This window comes from Cobetia sp. QF-1, assembly GCF_002213105.1.
Classification (GTDB): domain Bacteria; phylum Pseudomonadota; class Gammaproteobacteria; order Pseudomonadales; family Halomonadaceae; genus Cobetia; species Cobetia crustatorum.
Genome location: NZ_NBVS01000003.1, coordinates 223,831 through 248,883, shown reverse-complemented (window position 1 = coordinate 248,883; position 25,053 = coordinate 223,831). Strand labels below are relative to the sequence as shown.

Here is a 25,053-nt window from a genome sequence, read left to right as displayed (position 1 = left end):
GACCTTTCATCAACCTGTCAGATTTCCCTAACCCTCATGAGACATTCGACGCATGCGCCTGCTAGTGATTGAGGACGATCCCCTCATTTCCAGCGCCCTGGAGCGCAGTCTTTCTGCGTCGGGATTCGCGGTGGACACCTTCTCAAGCCTGGCCTCGGCCCGCGATGCTGCGCGTCAGGGTGGCTTCGATCTCGTGCTGCTCGATCTGGGCTTGCCGGACGGGCAGGGCATGGAATTGCTGGCAGAGCTACGCCAGCGCGGTGATCTCACGCCGGTGCTGATCATCACTGCCCGCGATGGGGTGGATGACCGCGTGCGCGGGCTGGATCTCGGCGCCGATGATTATCTGGCCAAGCCGTTCTCGCTGGTGGAGATGGAAGCGCGCGTGCGTGCGCTGCTGCGGCGCAGTCAGGGGCGCAGCGACAACAGCATCCGCTTCGGGCCACTGACGATGTCCTCTGCCGGTAGCGGCACCTTGACCCTGCAGGACGCGGTGCTGGACCTGCCCCCGCGTGAGCGCCGCCTGCTGGAAAGCCTGATGCTGCATGCCGGCAAGGTGGTGTCGCGAGAAGTCATCGAGGGCAAGGTGTTCGGCTATGGGGAGGTCGGCTCCAATGCGCTGGAGGTGTATATCAGCCGCCTGCGCAAGCGGTTGGCGGGCAGCGATGTCCAGATTCGCACCCTGCGTGGGTTGGGCTATCGCCTCGAGATGACAGGCGCTGGATGATCATCCAGGGCAAGCTGCGCAATCGTCTGCTGGGCTGGCTGATGAGCATGATGCTCATCGTCGGCGGCCTGCTGTTGATCGACGCCTGGGTGACCAGTCAGCGCTCGGCGCAGCGCGCCTTTGACAGCCAACTGGAAGATGCCTTGCTGGCGATGTCAGAGGCCATCCAGTGGCAGGACGACATGCCGCGCATCATGATGCCGCCCGCCGCGCTCAGCATTCTGTCGACCCGCCATCAGGAGCGCGTCTTCTATCGCTTGATTGATGACCAAGGGCGGGTGCTGGCCAACAATCTCGACATCCCCCTGGCGAGCAAGCTCAAGCGCGAAGCCAGAGAGGGGGATGTCTGGCTGGATACCGACTACCAGGGCGTGAAGTGGCGACTGCATGCGCGCAGCGTGCGCTCTGCCGGTTGGGAGCGTCAGTTTCGCGTGCAGATCTGGGTCGGCCACACCACGGAGGGGCGCGAGTTGCTGGCGCGCGATCTCTTGATCCGTGCGGTAGGGCGAATACTGGTGATGGGGCTGTTGGCGGTCGTGATGATCTTCATCACGCTGCGACTGGCGCTCACGCCACTCAAGCGGCTGCGGGATCAGCTGCGTCGCCGACAGTCGCAGGATGCCAGTCCGCTCTCCGGTAGCATGCCTGAGGAGATGCGCGAACTCGTCGATACGCTTGAGCAACTCTTCCATCGTCAGGGGGCGTCGCGTGATGCCTTGCTGCGCTTCACGGCGGATGCCAGCCATCAGCTGCGCACGCCCTTGGCGGGGGTGCAGAACGTGGCGGAATTTGCCCTGCAGAGCCGCTCTCCCGATGAGTGGCATCAAGCCTTGAGTGACATCCATGCCAGTGCCGCACGCACCAGTCGACTGGCGGGCCAGCTCTTGAATCTCACCCGTCTTCGCCATCTGGCATTGCCCGCCGAACACGAGGTGGTGGAGCTGAGCGCGCTGTTGCGAGATGTCGTGCTGGAGTGGACAGAGCGCGACATGGCGCTTCAGCATGACCTGGGGCTGGCGTCGCTCCCCGATAGCCCGATCAGCGTGCTGGGCGAGGAGTGGGCGCTACGGGAATTGATCGGCAACCTGATCGAGAACGCACTGCGCTATACGCCCGCCGGCAGTGAAATCACGCTGGGACTGACGCTGGCGGCTGACAAGGTCGTGCTGTATAGCGAAGACAATGGGCCGGGTGTTGCCCCCGAAATGCTGGAACGGTTGTGTCAGCCCTTCGAGCGCGGCGGGCGTCAGGACACCGAAGGCTCAGGGCTTGGGCTTGCCATCGTCGAGACCATTGCGCAGCGTCATCAAGGCACGCTACAGGTGAGCAATCGTCTTGAGGGCGGCTTGCACATCAGCCTGACGCTGCGGCAATTGCCGACAGGAGAGGCAGATGCATAAGCGCAAGCCGGGACAGCGACTGACCGTTCAGCTGGTGATGAATCTGTTGACGAGGCTATTGATGCGCCTGTTGATAAGCCTGCTGGTGGGGGGCATGGGGATATCGACAGCCTCGGCAGCCTCGCGACTGGTGATTGAAGCAGCACTCGATCAACAGGTCGCGACGCCGCTGCTGACGGCCTTCTCGCAGCAACATCCCGAGTTCGAGATCGACTATCGTGACCGCACCTCGATGGGCGTCCATGCCCTTGCCGAGCAGACTGCCCCCGGTGCCGACATCATCATCAGCTCCGCCATGCCGTGGCAGGTGGCGCTGGTGAATCAAGGGCTGGCGCAGCGACTCGACAGCGACGTCGCTCGGCGATGGCCGGCATGGGCCAAGTGGCGCAATGAAGTCTTCGCCTTCACTTTTGAGCCCATCGTGATGGCCTATCGGCTGGATCTGGCGGGCAAGATGCTGCCGCCGTCTTCGCATGCCGATGTGCTGCGGTTGTTGACCGAACACGCAGACACCCTGTCAGGGCGCGTTGCCGCCTATTCGCCCTCCCGGAGTGCGCTGGGCTATGTGCTCTATCTGCAGGACTCGCGCTACTCCGGCCGCTTCTGGTCGCTGGTCGAGGCGCTGGGGCGCGTCAATGCCACGCTTGAGACCAGTACGCAGCGCATTCTTGAAGGGCTCTCCGAGGGGCGTTATTGGCTGGGCTATAACCTGCTGGGGTCGTATGCGTTGCAATGGGCGCAGTCACATCCTGAAGTCATCGTGCAGATGCCCTCTGACTACGCGCTGATTTCGATGCGTACCGCGTTCATTCATCGCGATGCACCGCATCCGCAAGCGGCACGTACCTTTCTGAATTTCCTGCTCAGCCGCGCAGGCCAGCATGTGCTGGCGGGCGAAACACCGCTTTTCAGCATTCGCAGCGATGTTGTTGGCCCCTTCACCGCGCAATCACTGCGCGATCAGGTCGGTCAGCGCCTCTATCCGCAGCCGTTGGACGCCTCCTCGCTGAGCATGCTGGATGGCTCGCGCCGGGCGGACTTTCTTACCCGCTGGTTCAATGCCTACTCGGGGGGCGCGCCAACCCCTTGACGCATGAAGGAGGCGAGCTTGAGCCTGAGTCTTTGCCTTTGAACCTGGCTCTTGAGGCCAAGCCCCTGGCGGCGCTGATGGTGTCGCTCGCAGGCTGGCGTGCCATTGCACCAGGCATGAATCGAGAGAGTATTGAGGGAGCATTCAGACCCCCGGCGGCGCCGCCACACTTGACCAATCGGTTAGTGTCGCGGCGTTCGGGATTTTCATTTCCATAGCGTGCGACGTTTGTCTGCAGGGATTCATATGAGCTATAATGGGTCATTACCTCTCGCAGCACCGCAATATCCGTAGTCATGGCGCCTGTCACTCAGGCCCTGCACTGCGGCTTTCGCGCATCCCTCACAAACTGCTACTGGGCGTTCGACATGCTACGTATAGCGCAAGAAGCTCTGACGTTTGATGACGTTCTTCTCGTCCCCGGCTACTCCGAGGTCCTCCCCAAGGACGTCAGCCTGAGATCCCGTCTCACACGTGACATCAGCGTCAATATCCCACTTATCTCTTCCGCGATGGATACTGTCACCGAAGCTCGCCTGGCCATTGCGATGGCTCAGGAAGGCGGTGTCGGCATCATCCACAAGAGCATGAGCATCGTCCAGCAGGCGGCGGAAGTCCGCAAGGTCAAGAAGCACGAGAGCGTCATCGTGCGTGACCCGGTCACCGTCAGCCCGAAAGCCAAGATCCAGGACCTGCTGTCAATGTCCGCGGAACACGGCTACTCCGGCTTCCCGGTCGTTGAGGGTGAATATCTGGTCGGCATCGTCACTGGCCGTGACATGCGCTTTCAACCGGATCACAGCGATACCGTCGCCGGTATCATGACCGGCCGCGACAAGCTGGTGACCGTGCTTGAAGGTACGTCACTGGACGAAATCAAGGCCAAGCTGCAGGAAAGCCGCATCGAGAAGATGCCGGTCGTCGATGACGAATTCCGCCTGCGTGGTCTGGTCACCGTGCGCGACATCGAGAAGGTCAAGGCCTACCCGAACGCCGCAAAAGACAGCAACGGCAGCCTGTTGGTTGGCGCTGCGGTCGGCACCGGCCCGGAAACGCCGGATCGCGTTGCTGCACTGGCCGAAGCCGGCGTTGACGTCATCGTCGTCGATACCGCACACGGCCATTCCAAGGGCGTGATCGAGCGCGTCGCCTGGGTGAAGCAGAACCATCCGAAGATTCAGGTCATCGGTGGCAACATCGCGACCGCTGAAGCCGCCATCGCGCTGGCCGAAGCTGGCGCTGATGGCGTCAAGGTCGGCATCGGCCCGGGTTCTATCTGCACCACGCGCATCGTCGCGGGTGTTGGTGTGCCGCAGATGAGCGCTGTCGCCAATGTCGTGGCTGCCATGGCCAAGTACGACGTGCCGGTCATCGCCGATGGCGGTATCCGTTTCTCCGGTGACATCGCCAAGGCCATCGCCGCAGGCGCTAGCATCGTCATGATCGGTGGCCTGCTCGCCGGTACCGAAGAAGCGCCGGGCGAAGTCGAGCTGTTCCAGGGTCGGACCTACAAGGCCTACCGTGGCATGGGTTCCATGGGCGCCATGTCCCAGACCCAAGGCTCCAGCGACCGTTACTTCCAGGACAAGAATGCCGGCGTCGAGAAGCTGGTACCGGAAGGCATCGAAGGCCGCGTGCCCTATAAGGGTATGATGAGCGCCATCGTGCACCAGCTGATGGGCGGCCTGCGTGCCTCCATGGGCTACACCGGTAGCCAGACCATCGAAGAGATGCGCACCAAGCCTGAATTCGTGCAGATCACCGGTGCCGGCTTCGCCGAATCCCACGTCCATGACGTGCAGATCACCAAAGAAGCGCCCAACTACCGGCGCGACTGAAGCACAGCGAAGCGCGACGTGAAGCGGGAGCCCTAGACGGGTTCCCGCTTTGCTTAGGGTTCCGGAAGTCTCGGCCCCTCTCGTGCTCCCTCGCAGCTCCGAAGCGGGTCTCACGACTCCCCAATGAGAGACTGAAGATGCAAGACATCCATTCCCACAAGATCCTGATCCTCGATTTCGGTTCTCAGTACACTCAGCTGATCGCACGTCGCGTGCGTGAGCTGGGCGTGTTCTCCGAAGTGCGTGCCTTCGACATCACTGAAGAAGAGATTCGCGAGTACAACCCCAACGGCATCATCCTTGCCGGTGGTCCGGAATCCGTGACCGAACTTGATTCGCCGCGTGCCCCGCAGTGCGTGTTCGAGATGGGTCTGCCGGTATTCGGTATCTGCTACGGCATGCAGACCATGGCCGAGCAGCTGGGCGGCAAGGTCGAAGGCTCCAACGTGCGTGAATTCGGCTATGCCCAGATTCGTGTCGATGGTGACTCCGCGCTGTTCAGCGGCATCAAGGACCACCTGGATGACGAAGGCCGTCCGCTGCTGGATGTCTGGATGAGTCACGGCGACAAGGTCGCCCAGGTGCCGGAAACCTTCACGGTCACCGCCTCCACCCCGAGCTGCCCGATTGCCGCCATGGCGTGGGAAGAGAAGCAGCTCTACGGCGTGCAGTTCCACCCGGAAGTCACTCACACCCTGCAGGGCCAGCGCATTCTCGAGCACTTCGTGATCGAGATCTGCCAAGCAGAGCGTCTGTGGACACCGGCCAAGATCATCGAAGACCTCACCGATCGCGTTCGCGCTCAGGTGGGTGATCGCAAGGTGCTGCTCGGCCTGTCCGGTGGTGTCGATTCCTCCGTGGTCGCGGCGCTGCTGCACAAGGCCATCGGTGCTCAGCTGACCTGCGTCTTCGTCGACAATGGCCTGCTGCGCAAGAAGGAAGGCGATCAGGTCATGGAAACCTTCGCACGCCACATGGGCGTCAAGGTCATCCGTGTCGATGCTGAAGACCTCTTCCTCGGCAAGCTCAAGGGCGTCAGTGACCCGGAAGCCAAGCGCAAGGCCATCGGCAACACCTTCATCGAAGTGTTCGATGCCGAAGCCACCAAGCTCAAGGATGTCGACTTCCTCGCCCAGGGCACCATCTACCCTGACGTGATCGAGTCCGCCGCCAGCAAGACCGGCAAGTCACACGTCATCAAGTCCCACCACAATGTCGGCGGCCTGCCGGACGACATGAAGATGGAACTGGTCGAGCCGCTGCGTGAACTGTTCAAGGACGAAGTGCGCAAGATTGGCCTGGAACTCGGCCTGCCGTACGACATGGTCTACCGTCACCCCTTCCCGGGGCCGGGTCTGGGCGTGCGTATCCTCGGTGAAGTGAAGAAGGAATACGCAGATATCCTGCGTGAAGCCGACGCCATCTTCATCGAAGAACTGCACAACTTCGACTGGTACCACAAGACCAGCCAGGCGTTCGCCGTCTTCCTGCCGGTCAAGTCCGTCGGTGTCGTCGGCGATGGCCGTCGTTACGAGTGGGTCATCGCCATTCGTGCCGTCGAGACTGTCGACTTCATGACCGCCCGCTGGGCGCACCTGCCGTATGAGCTGCTGGAGAAGGTCTCCAACCGCATCATCAACGAGCTGGAGCACGTCTCGCGCGTCACCTATGACGTCAGCAGCAAGCCGCCGGCCACCATCGAGTGGGAATGATCGCCTGACGATCCCCCTCGCTGAGCTGACGCAGCGCTCTGTCGAGACGGTCTCTTGAACTGATCGAGACGAGAACGCAGCAAGCAAAAAGCCCTTCTGGCCATTGGCCGGAAGGGCTTTTTGTGTAATTATTATTCACTTATACCTAGGGACTATTGTTATACCGCTAAAGGTTAAGATTTTTTTGCGTGGTTATAATTATTTTCAAACTAAATAAAGTTGTTATTATTAGCTATATGGCTGGTGCTTTAAAAATAGTAGTTTCTAGATTTAAAGTGATGCTTGTTGAATATTCCCTTTACGGTAAGGCTTGATAAGTCATAATGTTAACATGCGGCAAGCTGTAGAGAAAAGTTTACTGTCCTTGACAAAAATATAGTAATATTTTTTCTATGGTTATAGCTTGATGGCGGGTTTTAGTTCTATGTATTCAGGTTGCCATGCTAAATAATGCTTGTTGTTTGCGAGCTTTTATAAAATTTTGAGCTAGGTTTATTAATGAATAATTCTACTGCTATAATAAACGCACTGGGGCGTTTCGCTAATTCTATGCGTCTCTATAACGAAGCCTTTTTAAAATATAAGTATTTAGTTGCTATTGATCATGAAGAGGCTATTAATAATCTCGATCGCGCATTTGAACAAAAACTCGAATATTTTCATTCGTTATACGATGTGTCAAAGGGGGTGTTTGATTATAATGCCTGCCCTGAGGCAAACTTACTGATTAATATTCGTAATGCCATTCACCATCGAAATCATGCTTTATTTCATAGCATTCTTCAAACTATCTGGTTAGATGAAGGGCCTGAAAAACTACTTGGTGCTGAATTCTTAATAGCAAGGCATCGAACTGTTGGTGGATGTCCACCGCCGCCGATGCACTTGATAAAACTAGAAGATATATATTTTCGCCTTGACCCGAGACTAGAGTCAGGCTACATAGCTCCTAATATTGTAACTAAGGCATTGTCAAAATTCATTTCTTTAGAAAACAGTCTGTCTTGCGATAAGATTTGGTCTAAGGCTAAACAAGATAACTATCCGGATAAACAGGTATATTTAGATTTGCTGCCTATTTTTATTTCTGCAGTATCAAAAGTTTTTACTGCCTTGGATAGAGCTGAAATACCGTTTAATGGCTTTGATGAGAAAACATATAAGTCTGTCTTTATTGACGAGTTAAGGACTGATTTTGAACAATTGTGTTTTTTGGGATTGATAATTAATGATGTACAGATCAATCTAGGGCCAAGTTTTACGATCCAAGAAGCCTCTATAATTCGAGGTAGTACTTATTGATCTCAAGTGTGCGGTGTGATTATCTGTAATTAAAATATAGATGATGCCTGCTAGTTTTCTTGCTTTATATAATAGTCAAGTTGTCTAGATAGAGTTATACTGGCTCCTCACAATCAGAACTATAGGATGGAGTGTTCCCCCCCCCCTCCCCAAGCCTAGAAGTTATATGATTTTAGTTTTGAGCTATAATCTGTGCTGCTGATGTTGACTGAAAATTTATAGATATTTTTAGCGAGGATAAAACATGACGCAAGTAGCTCGGACGCATAGCGGCAAACTAATATATGCTTCTTCTATAGCTATCGCTGATTGGGAAGTATTAAAGCTGACGGTGAATTCAGATGATTTTATAATGCCTTGTTGTGATGCACCAGCAATCCTTAAAACGAGCATCAATAACTTACCGTTCTTTGCTCACGCATCAGGTGAGTGCAGTAGTGCACCTGAAACGAAATGGCACAAGTCTGGCAAAGCTACAGTGATGGCTGCCTTAGCTAGCATGGGTATTGAGCACTGCGACGAGGTTCTAGGCCAATCATCAAGTGGCTCTAGTTGGAAGGCAGATGTGCTTTTTTCAATTAATGATCGTAGAGTAGCCATCGAGTTGCAACGTTCTTATCAGCACTTGCGCGATTTTATACGCCGGCAGGAGAGGTATGCTGAATCGGACGTGGAGTGTTATTGGTTGGTGCGTAAAGATGTATTTATAACTCTAAGTAAGGCTACAGCTAGATTACTGTTGAAGCGTGATTTCGAAGGTCTATTTCCACCTGGAGGAATTGGTACTGGTATGTTGCCCGAGTTACCAGTAGCTATGCTTAATATTGAAGCTGAGCAATTGGTTGAATTTGGATGTTTAAAAAGCGCAACAGTACCCGTGTGGTTATCTGGTATTATTGATGGGATATATAAATATCGTGAAGGTTCTTGGACTCTTGATTAATAAAAGTGTATAGGAGCCGAAAGCCCTTCCGCTCATTTGCCGGAAGGGCTTTTTTGTGGATTCAGTTCAGGGCCGTTTACGGTTTTGTGTACTTCTGCCCGGCTGGTTCCTGCCTATCCCTCTGTAAATCCAGCCGCACGTCGTGAGAGGAGTGTAAGAAGGCAATGTTCGCCATTCTCTGTACTTCATATACATACGTGAGAACCAACACATCGTCATAGAGTATGGTGGAGTCATGAGATTGCGGTGCAACTCAGAGAGTATCAACAGCCTCGCCTCACAGCCGAATAGTCGTCTTTTGGCGATAGATTGTGGAGCTTTCGTCAGTATAAGGAGAGTCGTGGCAGATTCGGGAAGGCGCGCGCATCGCGGTGATACCCTCTTGCGCGGTGCCGATGCTGGTGTCGTGACCAGTGATGGAGCCCCCCCGAATCTGAAGGAAAGACGATGACGACCGAACAACCACGGCTGGGCCGACGAGGGATGCTGTTTCTGCTGATTGTCCTGGGGGCTTTCCCTCCACTGACGATGGATATCTATCTGCCAGCGCTGCCGCAGATAGCAGAGACCTTCGGGGTTGCGCGTGATGCCGTGAACCTGACGCTGGGTGGCTATATGGTCGCCTATGCCTGCGGCATGTTGTTCTGGGGGCCGTTGAGCGAGAAGTTCGGGCGCAAGCCGATCCTGATGATCGGTCTTGTGCTCTATGTTCTGGCCAGCATCGGCTGCGTGTTCACTCACAGCATCGAGCCTTTGATCATCTTCCGAGTCCTGCAGGGTTTCGGCGGTGGCGCCGTCACGGTGGTGGAAACCTCCATCGTGAAGGACCTCTACAAGGGCCGTGAGCGAGAGCGAATTCTGGCCACCGTCATGTCGCTGGTCGTGATCGCGCCGCTGGTCGCCCCCGTGCTGGGGGCAGCGCTGCTGAAGATAGCCTCCTGGCACGCGATCTTCGTGACACTCGCCGTGTTTGGCGCCCTCGCGTTTGCCCTCGTGCTGCTGTTTCGGGAATCGCTCGAGCATCGCTATGAAGGGCCAGTGCTCAAATCCTGGAGCCGACTCGGCACGGTGCTGCGCAATCCGCACTTCGCCTATCTGGTGCTGCTGTTCGGCATGGCGCCGATGTGCCTGATGGCGTTCATCGGCAGTGCCGCGTACATCTATATCGATGGGTTCGGCATGTCCGAGCAGGCCTTCAGTCTGATTTTCGCCATGAATGCCCTGTGCGCGCTTTTCGGCCCGATGCTGTATCTGCGCCTGTCGCGGGTGATGTCCGTCCAGACCATCATCCGGGTGGGTTTCGCGGTGCTGGTCGTGAGTGGCGTGATACTGGTGCTCTTCGGTGATCGCTCCCCGTGGCTCTTCGCCGCCTGTGCCGCTTGCGCTACGCTCGCCGTGGTTGGCCTGCGCGTGCCCGGCACCAACCTCATCCTGGAACAGCAGCAGCGCGATACCGGCTCCGCGGTCGCCCTCATCCACTTCCTCACCAGCATGCTCGGCGCCATCGCGGTGCAACTGGTCGCTGCACACTCCGGTGATCTGACTCCCACCCTGGGAGGTCTCTTTATCGTGGTCGGCGTGCTGTGTGGGCTCATGTGGTTGGCGGTACAAGGCCGCTCCTTCGTGACCGACAACCTGTCGAAACGCGATGATCCAGAAGCCGTGGCGTCCTGAGACGTGCATCCTGCTTGAGGATGTCAGGTGAGAGAGCGGCGTAAAAAGCCCTTCCGGCCAATGGCCGGAAGGGCTTTTTTGTGGGCGCTATTCAGAGATCGCTTACCGCCTTGTGGCTCCTGCTCGGCTGGCGCCTGCCTGGCTTTCTGCAGGTTCAGCCGTATGCCGTGGGCGGAGTGGAAGAAGCCAAAACCGGCCAGTGGGCGGGTGTCGGCGTCAGGCGTCTGCCATTCCACGTCGGCGCGGTGGTTGCGGACTTCGTGCATCACGGCGTTGTATTTCAGCAGCAGTGAGTCCGGTTCGGGCTTTTCGGTCTTCACGTTCCATTGGGTGATGACCAGCACGTAGTCACCGAGCTGTGGTTGATAGGTCGATTCGAGATGCGCTTCGGTGAGCGTCATCGGTAGCGAGTCGTCATCCTCGGAGAGCGCGAGGTGGTGATTGAGGTAGTCGCCGAGTTGATCCACCAGTGGCTGCGGCAGGGGCTGGCCTGGTGTCTGCTCACCAAGGGCTGCCAGTGCCGGCGCGGCGATCAGCAGGTCTTCGCGCGGGAACTGGAGCGTGAGGTGCAGCGTGTGCTGCGGTTGCTGCTCGAATGTCAGCACGCTGCCGGGCAGGGCGTGGGCGTGAGCCGTCTCGATGAGGCCGCCTCCCGCCCCGCTGGCCCCATGGCCGAGGGAGATCACGGCAAGGGGGAGCAGGGCGGTGCGCCAGGAAACGCGCCGGCTCATTCGGTCTGGCCGCCGTAGTCGTCGGTGCGGTCCCGCCATACCGAGTGCGGATGGTTGCCGACCTTGTCGGTGGACTTGTTCGACTGCAACGAGAATTCGATCCACAGCGAGGGGCCGTGGATACGCACGTAATCGTTCTCGGCGCTGACCTGCGGCGTGCCGGAGAAGCCGAGGTAGGTGTCCGGAAGCTCTGCGGTGTACTTCGCCATGTAGGCCTTGGCCTCCGGCGCGGAGATGTCGTCGACGTAGGTCTCGATGGCGGTGAGCAGCAGGGCTTGCTGGTCATCATCCAGCTCGGAGACGGGAATGCCTTCATAGCTTTCGGGGATGGCATCGTCGGCCTGGGGGCCAGCGAGGATGTCACGGTAGGTGCCTTCCAGTGTCGCCTCGGCCTTTTGATCCTCGGAGAGCGAGCTGAGCAGGGTGGCGAAGGCATCGCGTTCCTGGGTCAGCGGCTCGTTCACGCGCCCGTTCATCTCGAAATACGGGAAGGGTTCCACGCCACGGAAGGAGGGCGTGGCACCGGCCAGCTTGCCATCGGTGTAGGTGTTGGCGAAGGCCATGTGGTGGCCGCCGTAGTACAGCTCCCAGGTGCCGGTCTCACCCGGTGTGCCGAGGAAGGCGAACTTGGTGTTGTAGGAGGAGTAACCGGCCTTGTAGTCGGTGCTGACGGTGTTGATGTAGTCATCGGCGTTGAGCGTCTGGATCATCTCGTCGAAGCCTTCATCCGGGGCCTTGCCGGTGGCTTCCATCATGATGGCTTTGACGAAGCCACGCTGCTTGATGTTCAGCTCGCCCAGCAGCACGCCGGGGCGTTTCGGGAAGGCGCCAGCGGGCAGATTGCTCCAGTTCTCGGCTTCCTCGAGGGAGTAGTCATGTTGCAGATTCTTGAGGATGTCATCGTCGGAGATATCGGCCTTGAGCAGATCAATCAGGCACAGCATGCGCTCATAACCTGGCGTGTCGCCACATTCGGCGGCGCTCTCGGGGATAGGCACGCTTTCCATCAGGGTGCTGGTGTCGCCCATCCGCGTGCGCAGCGCTTCACTCAGTGCCTCGTCTTCAGCAGACATCGGCGGCGGGCCATCATGACCGGGCGGCGGCCCATCTTGTCCTTGCTGAGCGAGGACGGGGAAGGAGAGGAGTGCGGCAAGCGCAGTTCCACCGGTCAACATGAGACGTCGGGACATCGATGTGCCTATTTTCTATGGGACAGGAGGAAAACCTTAGCCCGCCTGACGTCGAGCAGGAAGCCTTCGCCAGATGAATTCTTTGTGCACATGCCGCTGCCGGCATGTCGGCAGGCGGCGACGAGAATGGGCTTTATCTGGCCTCACGCCAGGCTCAGCTGGCCGTCGTATTCAAAGCGTCTCGGTGCCTGAGTCACCGGGTCAATGAACTCGAGTCCCCTGGAGAGCAGCTGCAACGGGCTAGCATAATCATCCGGCGAGAGTGGCTGCAGCACGGGGTAGTAGCGATCATTCAGGATCGGCCAGCCGAGGGTCTGCATGTGCACGCGCAGCTGGTGGGTTCTGCCGGTGACAGGGTGCAGCTCGAACAATGCCTGGCTGTCAGTTTGCTCTATACAACGAATCACGGAGTGGCTGTTGGCGGCGCCTTCGGTGACGTGAATGCGAAAGCGCTGCTCGCTCTGCTCGAGGCGATTCTTCACCTCCCACTGCTGGCCGACAATGGACTCATCGCTGTGTGTCTCGGCGATGGCCTGATAGGTCTTGTGGATATTCCGCGATTTGAACAGCTCATGGTAGAGGTGGCGTGTGTCGGGATTGACGGAGCACATCACCAGCCCCGCCGTGACTCTATCCAGGCGATGTACCGCCTGCAGTGCCTCTATTCCGATGCGCTGGCGCAGGCGCTGCTGCAGGCACTCGTTCACGTACAGGCCACCGGGCGTGACGGGCAGAAAGTGTGGCTTGTAGGCCACCAGAATGTGCTCATCCTGATAGAGGATTCGCTCCGCGAAGGGGATGCTCGGCTCGCTTGCCACCTCGCGGTAATAGAACACGCGCAGCTGCGGCTTGAAAGGGCACTCCGACGTGATCAGCGAGCCATCATCGCGATGCACCTTGCCCTCGGCCATGCGCGCTCGCCATGCCGTTTCATCAATCGCCGGAAACTTGAGTAGCAGATACTCCAGCACCGTCGTCACACCGGGATTGACCTGAGGCAGGCTCAGCTTGGAAGGGCGCGCGGAAATCGACATGGCGTGAGTCACACAGAGTGAGAGAACGGATGAGCAAGTGGCGAGACAGTCCCAGCTTGCCAAAGAGGCTGTCAGTGTAACCGAGTGATGGCGGGCACGTGGCGAACGGGCGAAGTCTGCCAGGGTTTTTCCTCTGGCATATGAATATGCGGCCTATCTAAAGAGCAATGGCCAAGTGGCACAGACGGTTTTACGCTGATGATACCGAGTGACGAGGCTTTCAAGCACGATCAAGAGGGAATAACGCATGGAGCATGACATCACCCAACCCATCACTCAGCTGCCAGTCGCCGTCATCGGGGCAGGGCCGATAGGGCTGAGCGCGGCGGTTCACCTGCTGGAGGCGGGCATTGAGCCCATCATCTTCGAGTCCGGTGAGCAGGCGGGAGCCCACCTGGCGAGCTGGGGGCATGTGCGCATGTTCTCGCCGTGGTCCTACAATATCGATTCCGCCGCTGCGGCTCTGCTCAAGCAGACGGGTTGGAGGGAGCCGGAGCCGACGGCGTTTCCCACCGGCGCGGAGCTGCTGACGCAGTATCTGCAGCCGCTGGCAGCGTATCCGGCGATTGCCTCGCGCTTGCATACCCACTCACGCGTCACGCATGTCAGTCGTCAGCAGCATGATGTGTTGCGCTCCTCTGGCCGAGACGCCGCACCCTTCGTGCTGCGCGTGAGTGGTGCGAGCGGAAACCCGGCAGGCGAGCGCGATGTGCTCGTTCGCGCCGTGATCGATGCCTCCGGCACCTATCAAACTCCCAACGGTATTGGCGCGCACGGCATTCCCGCACTGGGTGAAATCGCGGCGGCCGACAGCATCGCCTATGGCGTGCCGGATATCACCGGCAAGGCGCGTGCGCAGTATGCGGGCAAGACCGTTCTCGTCGTCGGTGGTGGGCATTCTGCCTTCAATGCGTTGCAGGACTTGATCGCCCTGGCGGATGAGCATCCTGATACGCGCATTCTGTGGGGCGTGCGCGGCGCGACGATGGATAACGTCATCCGCTCGCCCGAGGACGATGAGCTGCAAGAGCGCCGAGCGCTTGAGGAGCGTATCCAGCAATGGTTGGAAGCGGGCAGATTCGAGGTAGTGACGAATCTCGCCATTGACGCGATTCATCACGAGAGTGGGCAACTCGTGGTGGAAAGTGGCGCGCAATATCTGCCAGCGGTAGATCGCATCATTGCCGCCACCGGCTTTCGACCGGATCTCGCGCTACTCTCGGAGCTACGCGTCTCGCTGGACCCCGCCACGCAAAGCCCCGTGCGTCTTGCACCGCTGATCGACCCTAACCAGCACAGCTGTGGCTCCGTGCCGCCGCATGGCGCCGCGGAACTGGCCCACGCGGAATCCGGCCTGTATATCGTCGGCATCAAGAGTTATGGGCGCGCGCCGACCTTTTTGATGCGCACCGGTTATCAGCAGGTGACATCCGTCGTCGCCGCCTTGGTTGATCCTGAGTCAGTAACACCTGCACCTATATGCGGGGCAGTCAGTAAGGCCGCCGCGAAAGACACCACCGCATGTGAGTCGAGCTGCGGGTAACGGCTGACAATGAAGAAAGCCGTGGCAGAGTAGCCACGGCTTTTGAAAAGCTGCCATATTCATTTGTGTAAAGAATAATTCTGCTAGATTTTTGTTTTGTTACTACATCATTATTTTTTATCATTGATTTTCAGCACCAATACTCTTTAATAGTGCATTATATTGGTGTTCGTCTTCTTGCAGTTTTTCAAGTATTCGCTTTGCTGCTGTTTGCATCTCTGGTATTTCAATAGGAGTCGCACCTCTTTCAAATACGCCAGAGAGGTGAGAATATTCATTATTTATTCTCGATATAAGTGTAGTAGGGATGCCCTCATTGCCAAAGAATCTTTCTAAGCTTTTATCATTCATCCCCTGATCAGGGTATTTGTAATAGAGATAAATTTCAAAGAATTTCCTTGAATTGTTAGGGAAGTTATAAAAAACATGATAATTTGAGTCGTCAACTGATTCAATATTGGCGCACTTGTGTATTTGATGGAAAAGAAAGTTGAATTCAGTTACATAATCTTTTAGATATTTAGGCATAACTTGAATGGTTGATTTGTCGTGCTGTCTATTAATAGTAAAATAAGATTTTTGAATTTTTCGGCTAGTTCCATCCTCCTGAGCTTTATTATCGTTAAGCTTTTTTAAATATTTCAAAAACTCCAAATTGTGAGTTGATATAAATAGTTGATCAAAATTACCACTGGACACTATTTCTGAGTCAATTATGCTAAAGATAAAAAATATATGATTGCCATCAAGGGAAGATATTGGATCATCTATCCAAATTAATGGCTTGGTAGCCTTGGTTTCAATATCATCCAGTCTTGCTATGAAATAACAAAAAGCTAATAAACTGCATTCACCTTCGCTGAGGTGGTACGCTTTATTCCCATCGCGCATAACTTCGAAACGTACAGCTTTATGATTATCAACGCTGTTGCTTTCTTTTATGGCTTCTAGCTTTAAAGACTGATGGCCAAAATAATTATTCAGATACTCGTTGACTTTTTCTGCTCCTTTTGCTTCATCATTAAGGGCTTTTTTCTTTGTAGATATTTCTCTTAATGTACTACTTATTTTTTCTTTATAACCTTCATATTTTTGGACCGCAGGTTCAAGGCTTTGTTTTAAATTTTGAAGTGATAATTGTTCGTTGGTATAATTGATGATTGTTAAGAAATCATATACTTCTTTTAATCTAAGCTCTGTCTTAGCCTTATTTTTTTCTTTTCCTAAAGAAGTTGTAAAATTATTTGATTCAATAAATATTTCTTTATATAAAGACCAATACGTATTCAATTCATTTGAGTTATCCGTTGGCGTTTCAAATGCTATGGTATTTATTATATCATTCTTTCTAGCTAATAACTGTTCCTCTATAATTTCTAGATTTTTTATATAGATTTCACTTTCTATTCCTATCTGCTTTAGTATAGCATTTGCTTGACTATGCCATTTTGAATATAACTTCGATGTATCAAGTTTGTTTATTTGGGAGTGCTTAGCCTTTTCTTGAGCTATGCTGTTTAGGATAGAGTCTATTTTGTTTTCGATTTTTTGTGATTCTTCATCAAAATGGTTTTCTAGTTTACTCCATCTATCTTGAGTTATTTCGTTACTGCAGAAGACACATAACATATCTGTATCTTTATGCAAGGCTACGCCTTCTTTAGCCCATCTGTTTAAAATAGAATTTTTTACTAACTCTTCTAATTTATTTGACTCACTTACTTCTTGCTCAATAACTTCTTTTGAAGCTTGAATTATATTGGATAAACTGAATGAGGGTGGGTTTTGTATACTTGTGCTAGGTATGATGCTTTCTAAAATCAAATTTTCATATGTTTTTTGTTCCTCCTCGCTAGGCGGGGTGTAGTTCTCAGAAAGTACTTGGGATATATCGTGCTTAAGCTTGATTATTGTATAATTTTGATCACCATATTTTTCTGGTTTGTATTTTATACCGAGTTCCTTGTCAGTTGCTTTCTGATTTAATTTTTTATCAAGATTACTTTGTGCAGTTCTATATTTCGCATCAGCCTCAATATAGTTATTATGCGAGTCTTTTTTCTTAAGATAGATTCCAGTTTCGTTTCTTTCAATATTGCTTCCAAGCTCTTCTTCAAGCTGAATTATTTCTTTTTCCAGAGTCGCGTTATTATCACCTAAAATGGCGAAGGATTCAATATGATCATCAGGATTAATGATGAATCGCAAGTTTTCTTTTATAAAATCTTCATTGAAAACTCTAACCTTAATATTTTGTAAAGAATAGTTTTCTTGAGTTATAGCGGTTCTATCGCCTAACTTTATAATAAACTCTGGATTTAAATATTTATCAGTTAAATTTTTAGTTTCTACTGACCTAATAATTCTAGAAAGAGTTGTTTTTCCAGAATAATTCCTGCCATACAGTATATTTAGATCGGTGAAGTTTTGTACTGCTCCGCCATTACTTTTAACTTCATTTTTCCATACAAAGTCTTTGAAAATACCAATATTTTTTATAGCTTCAAATGTTTTTAACATATATATTAGTACTCATTGGTAATTTTTTAAGAGCTCTATGTATTTTATAGCAGATCGGCACGTGTACTTCCAACGTTTTATAGTGTTTATTTTGTTTTAGTAATATTAATAAGATATGTTAAATAATTATCATTAGAAAAAGCCCCCTCAGCATAGCTGAGAGGGCTTTTTCTTGCGTCGTGCTGATCGCTTTCTTCCGCGAGTAGATCTGCCATTTTCTACTGAGATCTACAGCGGGTGCTGCTCTTCTGCGTAAAGCTCTGCCTTGGCGTCGCGTAGCACGTCTTCACATGCGCCGTGGTTGGCCAGTTGCATCATCAAATTCTGGCTAAGGGCGAAGCCCTTGCCCAGGCAGGTGTCTATCTCATCACTACTGAGTGCAGGGGTAACGTTACAGTCAATCTTCATTGTACGACTGCCGCTATCAACGCGGTCTGCCAGGGCGCGTAGCTTCCAGGCAAACTTCGTCAACCAGCGGTCGGTAGAGTCGGGGCCTTCGGTCACGTCGAGCGTGCACTGCCATTCAGGTTTGTAGACCTTCATGTAAACCTCCTCGGCTGGTCGTTTTCAATGATCGATCGTGATGTCTGCTCCGCGTGCTGTACTGGTGTCATGCGATAACTGATGCATTTCGTGCTTTCTGACGCGCCTGACAGGATGACTCGCACCCTATGGCGTCACTTCAGAATACGAGTTTTGCGGCTGAGATACACCCACCGGCCAGTAAACGTCTGATCAGCGCAGCGAATATCGATCATTTTGAGGCGATGGTGAGGTATCCCGACGCGTCGCCTTGCGTCATTCATCAGCATTTAATGGCGAAAATGGCGTGGTTTTCTGCTTTTTATAGCGATTTGTGTGCCGTAGGCGGCGATAGATGGTGTCGGCTGAACGGTGGGATATTTCAGAAGGTTGAGCAATATCTCGCGTTATCCACAGCCGGTTGATGACATTTCTAGTGCTGTGTAAGGCTGTGATGCCTTGGAGGCGCTGATAAAAAGTCGTGTTACATCATGCTGGCATCCCGCGTATTGCTCAGCCTGCTGTTGTGCCATTTACTAGATATTCCAGCGCGATATGCAGCCAATCAAAGGTGTCAGGGCTGTGGGTGGCGGGCATGCCATCAGGTGTCGGCAGGTCGTGTGGTTGCTCGCCGAGCACATCCTCAACACAGCTCAATGTGATGCCGTGGTGGATGGCGAAGGCTTCCAGCTCCCCACTGGCTAGCCAGATTTCCTGTGCCACCGTTGGCACTGCACTTACCGCACAGGCATACGCGACGATATCGCCGTTGTCGCGTTCCGCCATGATACGTGTGGCGTGCGCCTGCAATTGCTCGTTCAGTAGTGGATAGCGTGATTCGATGGGTGTATCGCGTGATGTGGCGCACGTGTCAGTCGTTGGCGAGTGCCCGGGATGAAAGCGTATCAGCGGTTTGGGAGGTGTGTCCGCAGGCATGAAAAGTCTCCGTAGATGATGACCGTGGAAGATGTCCGTGGAAGATGGAACATCGCTGACACCGTCCTCTGATGAGGTGTTGGCAGCAGTCGCTAGCGCAGGTACCACAAGGGCAGCGCAAGAGGAGGTGTAAAGTCGCTCTTATCAATAGTGGCTTGCGCCAATCATGCAAAACGCGCAAATAATCTCTTGAATGGCTCTTTTTTCAAGAAATCTCCGCGAAAGTGAAACCAAGGTCACATGCTCTGCGTAGGTGAAAGGAAGTGCTGTACACGATGACTCCCTGTTGTCTAAAACACGCCTTTTTACTACTGGAGATAAACTGCATGAATCAGTATGCCTCACGAATTCGACTATCCCTGCTGTTGCTGCGTCTGGGCGTGTTTCTGGTAATGACGATGTGGACGTTGGACAAGTTCATCGATCCTGGTCATGCCGTCGGTATCTTTGAGAAATTCTATTCCGTGGCGGGTGTTGGCCACAGTATCGTCTATGTGCTCGCCGCCATCGAGATGGTGCTGCTGGTGTTGTTCCTCGCGGGTGTGAAGAAGACCATCACCTACGGTCTCGTGCTGATTCTGCATGCGGGTTCCACGCTTTCCGCGTTCAGCCTGTATTTCACACCTTGGGACAACCTGCTGTTCTTCGCCGCATGGCCGATGCTGGCAGCCTGTGTCGCGCTGTTCATGCTGCGTGATATTGATACCTGCTATACGCTGGGTGGCAAGCAGGCGCGTTTGGCAGAAGAGACTGCTCTCGCGAAGTGATATTGACGCCTCGTGATCATGCTTGGCTGTGTTGATCGATGTCGATTCATCAGTGGCACTCCGGTTTTATCAGTGTGTTGCACCTGAATTTGATGTCACGTTGCATAATTGAGAATAATTAGCTTTGAGTGTCATGAAAGTTGAAGGTGAAAACGCCGCCATCCATAAGAATCATGGATGGCGGCGTTTTTTGTTGGCATGTGAAAATGATATCAGATGCCATGACTCATGATTGTTATCTTTTGGCTAAAAAATAATCACCTGATGATATCCTTTTTACTTGATCTCATGCTGTTTCATCCGCCAGGCGTAACGACGGGAAAAGCATTACGTAAGCGACGATGAACAGAGTATCGACTAGATCATCGCTGGCCGCAGCGTGCCACTCAGCGCCGAGAGGGCCGAGGACAGGTCGCCGCCAGTGGCGTCTTCATCGGCCTTCGAGACGGCATCTTCGCTGCGCGGCTGCATGGCCAACACAGTGTCAGGTTCAGCAGTGCGCTCCATGATGGCATTCAGCGCATGCAGGCTGGCGTGGTGGTGGAACTGCCAAACGCCATAGATACGACCATCAAAGGCGGCTTCGCTACCCAGCGTCGGGTCTACCGCCAGGCCAGCGCCCAGCCCGAACAGATAGAGGCCGGTGAGAAGTCTGCCGTGAAGATCACGCGGATTGCCGTTGGCATCAGAATCCAGCCCGCCTTTTACCTCGCTTAGCGTTAGCGGTTGGTGCTCGGCATCCGTCATGCGCGGCAAGATAGGCTGATAGCCGTTGCACTGAATCACGATGGGTGAATCTGCCAGCGCTTCACTGGCCTCCAGCAGCCGTTGAGTCGGGCCTGGGCCTGTCTGAATCAAGCGAACATTCATCGCGCAGTCTTCCAGACGACCGGTGGCGAGAACTTCCTGGCCGATCGCCAATGCGCGATAGCGCAGCCCGCCAGAACGATTGATACGCCCACTGATTGGGCATACATCGCGTTCAGGGTCAAAGGTATAGCCAGCGGCCTGTGCTTCCTCGGCATTCTCGAAGAACAACCGAATCGGTGAGCGATGCAGTAGCGTGATTTCAGTGACGCGCGTATTGCCCAGTGCCGTCGCCAGCACATCCAGCATTGAGAAGGCGCTGTGCGAGCCTCCTATTACGCAGATACGTCCACCGCGGCGCAGACGCGGCAGCAACAGGCTGCGCAGCAACCCTTCTGGCATGCGCAGTAGTTCATCTCCGCTGTAGACGCGGGCGCGTGAGGAGAGGGAGAGCCTCTGCCGGCTGAGGCTATCCATCAGGTATTCTGGCGACTGATGGCCACCCAGATTGAGCACCAGGTTGCGTGTCCGCACGCGCAGGGGGCGAGAGTCATGTCCCGGCATATGGGACAACGTCAGGATGTTGCAGTCATCAACACGCTGCAGCGCATCGAGACTGGTGCCGCACCAGAGCTCTGCGCCTGACAATGTGGTGATGTAGTCCAGCACCAACGCAGAAGCGGCTTCCAATAGCGCGCCGACTTCGTCAAGCGCGGGAGCGCTGAACGCCTGCGCGCGAATGCCTTCAAGGCGGGAGTCACCTTCAAGCGGAGCGAAGAATTCAGCCAGTGCCGGATCTCTCAGGCAGTCGAGAAAGACGTCGCCAACCGAATTGGCGGTAATGCGATATTCCCCGAGCCGCCCCGCTCCGAGACGTCCACCGGCAGGCGTGCCACCGGCATCGACAATCAGTAGTCCGCGTTGGGCCAGCTCAGGCAGTTGACCGTTTTTTAGCGCATTGAATAAAAAGCCCATCCCTGCAGGGCCTACGCCGGCAACGACGCAACCATATGTCGTTATGTTGGAAAAATCCTGCATGTCGTTTAGCTCCCTGAGTTGAATATTGCGTCATGTGTGCTGTCCGATGCGCAGATGAAAAGGTGCTTTCACTGTGATGCATGGGTAGCCGGCGGTTAGTGAATAGCTCCGCTCTATGAGGTGTTTCGTGTTGGTAATAGCGCATCGACACAATGACAGTCATGGGTCCCTATGCATGTCATTGGTGATGATGTCTTTATCGTAGTAGTGATATTAGCAACATCGATTTTTATGACCCGCTCTGCAATGGAGGCTTGTTTCACGGCCGACCGTTATCCGTAAATCAAGCAGGCATGTCGCTAGAGTTAAAGATTATAATTTCCGTAACACTTTGTTTGTTAATGAGAAAATACATAGTGAGACTATTTCATTGTCATTTTTATCGTTATTTTTCATCATTGCCCATGAACGCTATCATGCATGCGTGTCACGACATGAGTAGGTGATGTTATGACGAGTAATCTCATGATGCCGCTGTATTTCCACCATCAAAAAATGGCGAGCATGGAGGTAGAAACGTCAGTCTATCGGCATATCCAGCCATGCTGTCTTAACGTGATTCCCAAGCGTGATGTCTGGATGGGGTGTTCAGACATGGTGCTAGAACGAGAGCGCGCGAACGTGATGACTGAAGATGCCAGTGACTATTTTGATGAATTAATAAGGATTAATAAATGACCTGTGTCACAAACAAAATACAGTTTGATTAAAACCATTATTTGGAGTGAAGCGCTGGATTTATATCTAATGCGAGTGGCTTATGTTTGAAGCATGGTTGTTTGATCTCTCTCCATCATGGATACGCCTATCTCGCTAGATGTTCTCATCAGTGCAACGCGACGGTGCAACAGGCGTTGGAGAGCTGTCTCTGCTATGCTCTGCGCCCGCGCGCACCTGCCTGTTCGGCTCGTGATCGTTCATTGATCTGAAGGAATGTCCCCGTGACTGATGCCACCGCCACTTCTGCCTTTGCCACTTTGGCGCTGGCACCCGAACTGCTCAGCAATCTTGAAACGCTGGGTTATCACGAGATGACGCCTATCCAGGCGCAGAGTCTGCCTCTGATGCTGGAAGGGCGAGATGTGATCGCCCAGGGCCAGACCGGCTCTGGCAAGACAGCCGCCTTTGGCCTCGGCCTGCTGTCGCGCCTCAAGGTGTCTCGCTTCCGCGTGCAATCGCTGGTGCTGTGTCCGACGCGTGAGTTGGCGGACCAGGTCGCTGGAGAGATTCGTCGTCTGGCGCGCGGCATGCACAACGTCAAGGTGCTCGCACTGTGCGGTGGTGCACCGTTTGGCCCGCAGTTGGGTTCGTTGGAGCATGGCGCTCACATCATCGTCGGTACGCCGGGACGCGTGGACGAGCATCTGCGCAAGGGTAGTCTGAGCCTTGCCGAGCTCAACACGCTGGTGCTGGACGAAGCCGATCGTATGCTGGACATGGGCTTCGCTGAGGTGCTGGATGCCATCGTTGCCGAGGCGCCGGAAGATCGTCAGACCCTGCTATTCAGCGCGACCTTCGCGGATAGCGTGCGTCCGATTGCCGAGCGCATGCTGCGTGATCCGGCCAGCATCGAAGTGGCCTCGACCCATGATGAAAGCAGCATTCGTCAGCTGTTTCACCGTGTGGCCGACAATGAAGCGCGCTTTGAAGCGCTGCGCATTCTGCTGCTCAAGTATCGTCCGGAATCCAGTGTGGTGTTCTGCAATACCAAGCGTGAGGCGCAGGAGGTCAGCGATGCGCTCAATGAGCACGGTTTCAGCGCGATGTCACTGCACGGTGACCTGGAGCAGAGTGAGCGTGACCAGACGCTGGTGATGTTCGCCAACAAGAGTGCGTCTATCCTGGTCGCCACCGATGTGGCGGCACGGGGTCTCGATATCGAAGCGCTGGATGCGGTGTTCAACTATGAGATCGCACGTGATCTCGATGCCCACGTCCATCGCGTTGGCCGCACCGGTCGCGCTGGCAGCTCTGGTATTGCCTGCACGCTGTATACCGAGAAAGAAGATTACCGCCTGACCAAGCTCGGTGAGTTCCTGGAACAGACGCTGACACCGGAGCCGCTGCCGTCCAAGAGCATGCTGACGCGCGAGCCTTTCTATGCCCGCATGGCTACGCTGCAGATTGACGGTGGCAAGAAGGACAAGCTGCGTCCTGGCGACATTCTGGGTGCACTGACTGGCGACGGCGGCATGTCCGGCAGCCAGATAGGCAAGATCAAGGTGCTGGCGCACACGACCTTCCTGGCGGTAGAGCGCGATGTTGCCAAGACAGCGCTGGCTCAACTGATGAATGGCAAGCTCAAGGGTCGCTCCTTCCGCGCCCGTCGTCTCAAGAGCTAACCCGCAGAGGTCGAAAGACCTGCCGGGTACTGTTCAGAGATCTAATGTCTCTTTCGACCTTGAGATCACGCTTATCGATGCCCGCCTTCTTGGCGGGCATCGTGCTTTTTGAGCAGTAGATTGCACCTCGCTGCATATGCATCCGCTGGCTAATCTAAAGGGGAGTCGCCTTGATTGGCAGGGCGTTGACAGGGAGCTGACAGATGAGTGACAGCACGGCCGAGAATCTTCGCATTCGTGAAGAACGCACTTTTGATCATGAGCGGGTTTATCGCATTCATGAATCAGTTTTTGCCGGCCATCGCGAGGCATTGCTAGGAGAGCGGCTGCGTCATGGTGAGCAGGCGCAAATCTCTTTGGTGGCCGAACATGTCACAGACCCTGAAAGTGGTCGGCACCTCAGTGAAGGTGAGAGTCGTCTGTTGGGACATGTGATGGCCTCACGTGTTGCGCTATCTGGTTATCCCGATCGCGTGTTGATGGCATTGGCACCGCTGGCGGTATTGCCACAGCATCAGCGGCACGGCATCGGCAAGCGGCTGGTGATCTCTGCGGTCAAGCGTTGTCGTCTGTTGGGTGCTGGTGCCGTGGTCGCGGCCGGTCATGCCGATTTCTACGCTCACCTTGGATTCCATCCTGCGCGCCACTATGGCTTGTACTGCAATCATCATGATGTGCCCGGTGCCTTCGTCGCCTTCGAGCTAGTGTCGGGGTATCTGCAGGGGCTGGGTGGTGAAGTGCTGTTTCATCACAATTTCATGGGTTCTGATGTATAGCGGCATGATGGATGCAGGCATGTGCAACTCGGTGTTGCACAAGACTTGAAATCATAACCTGTTCGCTCCATATCACTGAGAGGACGGCGACAACACGACGCCGTCGCATCCATTTTACCCATTGCTGTGAAGGTCGCAGTAAAGGCCGTGGTGAATGTCAC

Annotated in this window: 20 protein-coding genes; 13 read left to right on the top strand and 7 right to left on the bottom strand. The window is 54.4% G+C overall.

Features of this window, described 5'->3' with window-relative positions:
- Window positions 1-52: 52 nt before the first annotated feature.
- From CFN46_RS07470 to CFN46_RS07435, 8 genes are all read left to right on the top strand, one after another.
- On the top strand, window positions 53-727 hold the full coding sequence (locus CFN46_RS07470) for a response regulator transcription factor (RefSeq protein ID WP_024952076.1): 675 nt from the start codon (window positions 53-55) through the stop codon (window positions 725-727).
- The gene (locus CFN46_RS07465) at window positions 724-2,127 is read left to right on the top strand and encodes a sensor histidine kinase (RefSeq protein WP_088743149.1); all 1,404 of its coding nucleotides are present in this window, start codon (window positions 724-726) and stop codon (window positions 2,125-2,127) included. The genes CFN46_RS07470 and CFN46_RS07465 overlap by 4 nt, the downstream gene beginning before the upstream one ends.
- Window positions 2,120-3,217 carry an ABC transporter substrate-binding protein gene (locus CFN46_RS07460; protein ID WP_254918430.1) on the top strand — a complete coding sequence of 366 codons (1,098 nt, stop codon included), beginning with the start codon at window positions 2,120-2,122 and terminating at the stop codon, window positions 3,215-3,217. The genes CFN46_RS07465 and CFN46_RS07460 overlap by 8 nt, the downstream gene beginning before the upstream one ends.
- A 368-nt stretch (window positions 3,218-3,585) precedes the next feature.
- Window positions 3,586-5,055, top strand: coding sequence for an IMP dehydrogenase (gene guaB, locus CFN46_RS07455; protein WP_024952074.1), 1,470 nt, complete (start codon window positions 3,586-3,588; stop codon window positions 5,053-5,055).
- A 137-nt stretch (window positions 5,056-5,192) separates the two neighbouring features.
- On the top strand, window positions 5,193-6,767 hold the full coding sequence (gene guaA, locus CFN46_RS07450; RefSeq protein ID WP_024952073.1) for a glutamine-hydrolyzing GMP synthase: 1,575 nt from the start codon (window positions 5,193-5,195) through the stop codon (window positions 6,765-6,767).
- A gap of 498 nt (window positions 6,768-7,265) precedes the next feature.
- Complete coding sequence (locus CFN46_RS07445) at window positions 7,266-8,069, top strand: hypothetical protein (protein ID WP_088743148.1); 804 nt, start codon at window positions 7,266-7,268, stop codon at window positions 8,067-8,069.
- Between the two features lie 244 nt (window positions 8,070-8,313).
- Window positions 8,314-9,012, top strand: coding sequence for a competence protein CoiA (locus CFN46_RS07440; protein ID WP_088743147.1), 699 nt, complete (start codon window positions 8,314-8,316; stop codon window positions 9,010-9,012).
- A gap of 447 nt (window positions 9,013-9,459) precedes the next feature.
- Complete coding sequence (locus CFN46_RS07435; RefSeq protein ID WP_217897794.1) at window positions 9,460-10,686, top strand: multidrug effflux MFS transporter; 1,227 nt, start codon at window positions 9,460-9,462, stop codon at window positions 10,684-10,686.
- Window positions 10,687-10,709: 23 nt separating this feature from the next.
- On the opposite strand, the gene CFN46_RS07430 is transcribed toward CFN46_RS07435, so the two are convergent.
- The 3 genes from CFN46_RS07430 to CFN46_RS07420 all read right to left on the bottom strand — a co-directional run bounded on the left by CFN46_RS07430 (window position 10,710) and on the right by CFN46_RS07420 (window position 13,641).
- A complete protein-coding gene (locus CFN46_RS07430; protein ID WP_088743146.1) occupies window positions 10,710-11,417 on the bottom strand; it encodes a hypothetical protein in 708 nt (235 codons plus the stop codon).
- A complete protein-coding gene (locus tag CFN46_RS07425) occupies window positions 11,414-12,607 on the bottom strand; it encodes a DUF3500 domain-containing protein (protein ID WP_217897793.1) in 1,194 nt (397 codons plus the stop codon). The genes CFN46_RS07430 and CFN46_RS07425 overlap by 4 nt, the downstream gene beginning before the upstream one ends.
- A 143-nt stretch (window positions 12,608-12,750) precedes the next feature.
- Window positions 12,751-13,641, bottom strand: coding sequence for a pseudouridine synthase (locus CFN46_RS07420; protein WP_088743145.1), 891 nt, complete (start codon window positions 13,639-13,641; stop codon window positions 12,751-12,753).
- 247 nt (window positions 13,642-13,888) lie between these two features.
- Between CFN46_RS07420 and CFN46_RS07415 the strand changes: the two genes are divergently transcribed.
- The gene (locus tag CFN46_RS07415) at window positions 13,889-15,184 is read left to right on the top strand and encodes an NAD(P)-binding domain-containing protein (RefSeq protein WP_088743144.1); all 1,296 of its coding nucleotides are present in this window, start codon (window positions 13,889-13,891) and stop codon (window positions 15,182-15,184) included.
- Between the two features lie 120 nt (window positions 15,185-15,304).
- On the opposite strand, the gene CFN46_RS07410 is transcribed toward CFN46_RS07415, so the two are convergent.
- The 3 genes from CFN46_RS07410 to CFN46_RS07395 form a co-directional block, all read right to left on the bottom strand.
- Window positions 15,305-17,704 carry an AAA family ATPase gene (locus tag CFN46_RS07410; RefSeq protein WP_088743143.1) on the bottom strand — a complete coding sequence of 800 codons (2,400 nt, stop codon included), beginning with the start codon at window positions 17,702-17,704 and terminating at the stop codon, window positions 15,305-15,307.
- A gap of 228 nt (window positions 17,705-17,932) precedes the next feature.
- Complete coding sequence (locus CFN46_RS07405) at window positions 17,933-18,247, bottom strand: hypothetical protein (RefSeq protein ID WP_024952067.1); 315 nt, start codon at window positions 18,245-18,247, stop codon at window positions 17,933-17,935.
- A 492-nt stretch (window positions 18,248-18,739) separates the two neighbouring features.
- On the bottom strand, window positions 18,740-19,162 hold the full coding sequence (locus CFN46_RS07395; protein WP_088743141.1) for a hypothetical protein: 423 nt from the start codon (window positions 19,160-19,162) through the stop codon (window positions 18,740-18,742).
- A gap of 326 nt (window positions 19,163-19,488) precedes the next feature.
- On the opposite strand from CFN46_RS07395, the gene CFN46_RS07390 reads away from it, so the two are divergent.
- Complete coding sequence (locus CFN46_RS07390; protein ID WP_024952065.1) at window positions 19,489-19,929, top strand: hypothetical protein; 441 nt, start codon at window positions 19,489-19,491, stop codon at window positions 19,927-19,929.
- Window positions 19,930-20,286: 357 nt separating this feature from the next.
- On the opposite strand, the gene CFN46_RS07385 is transcribed toward CFN46_RS07390, so the two are convergent.
- A complete protein-coding gene (locus CFN46_RS07385; RefSeq protein WP_176426431.1) occupies window positions 20,287-21,774 on the bottom strand; it encodes a pyridine nucleotide-disulfide oxidoreductase in 1,488 nt (495 codons plus the stop codon).
- A gap of 465 nt (window positions 21,775-22,239) precedes the next feature.
- Between CFN46_RS07385 and CFN46_RS07380 the strand changes: the two genes are divergently transcribed.
- The 3 genes from CFN46_RS07380 to CFN46_RS07370 all read left to right on the top strand — a co-directional run bounded on the left by CFN46_RS07380 (window position 22,240) and on the right by CFN46_RS07370 (window position 24,892).
- Window positions 22,240-22,452, top strand: a complete 213-nt coding sequence (locus CFN46_RS07380) for a hypothetical protein (protein WP_141103642.1) — start codon at window positions 22,240-22,242, stop codon at window positions 22,450-22,452.
- A gap of 263 nt (window positions 22,453-22,715) precedes the next feature.
- A complete protein-coding gene (gene dbpA, locus CFN46_RS07375) occupies window positions 22,716-24,116 on the top strand; it encodes an ATP-dependent RNA helicase DbpA (RefSeq protein ID WP_088743139.1) in 1,401 nt (466 codons plus the stop codon).
- 203 nt (window positions 24,117-24,319) lie between these two features.
- Complete coding sequence (locus tag CFN46_RS07370) at window positions 24,320-24,892, top strand: GNAT family N-acetyltransferase (protein WP_088743138.1); 573 nt, start codon at window positions 24,320-24,322, stop codon at window positions 24,890-24,892.
- Window positions 24,893-25,053: the final 161 nt, after the last annotated feature.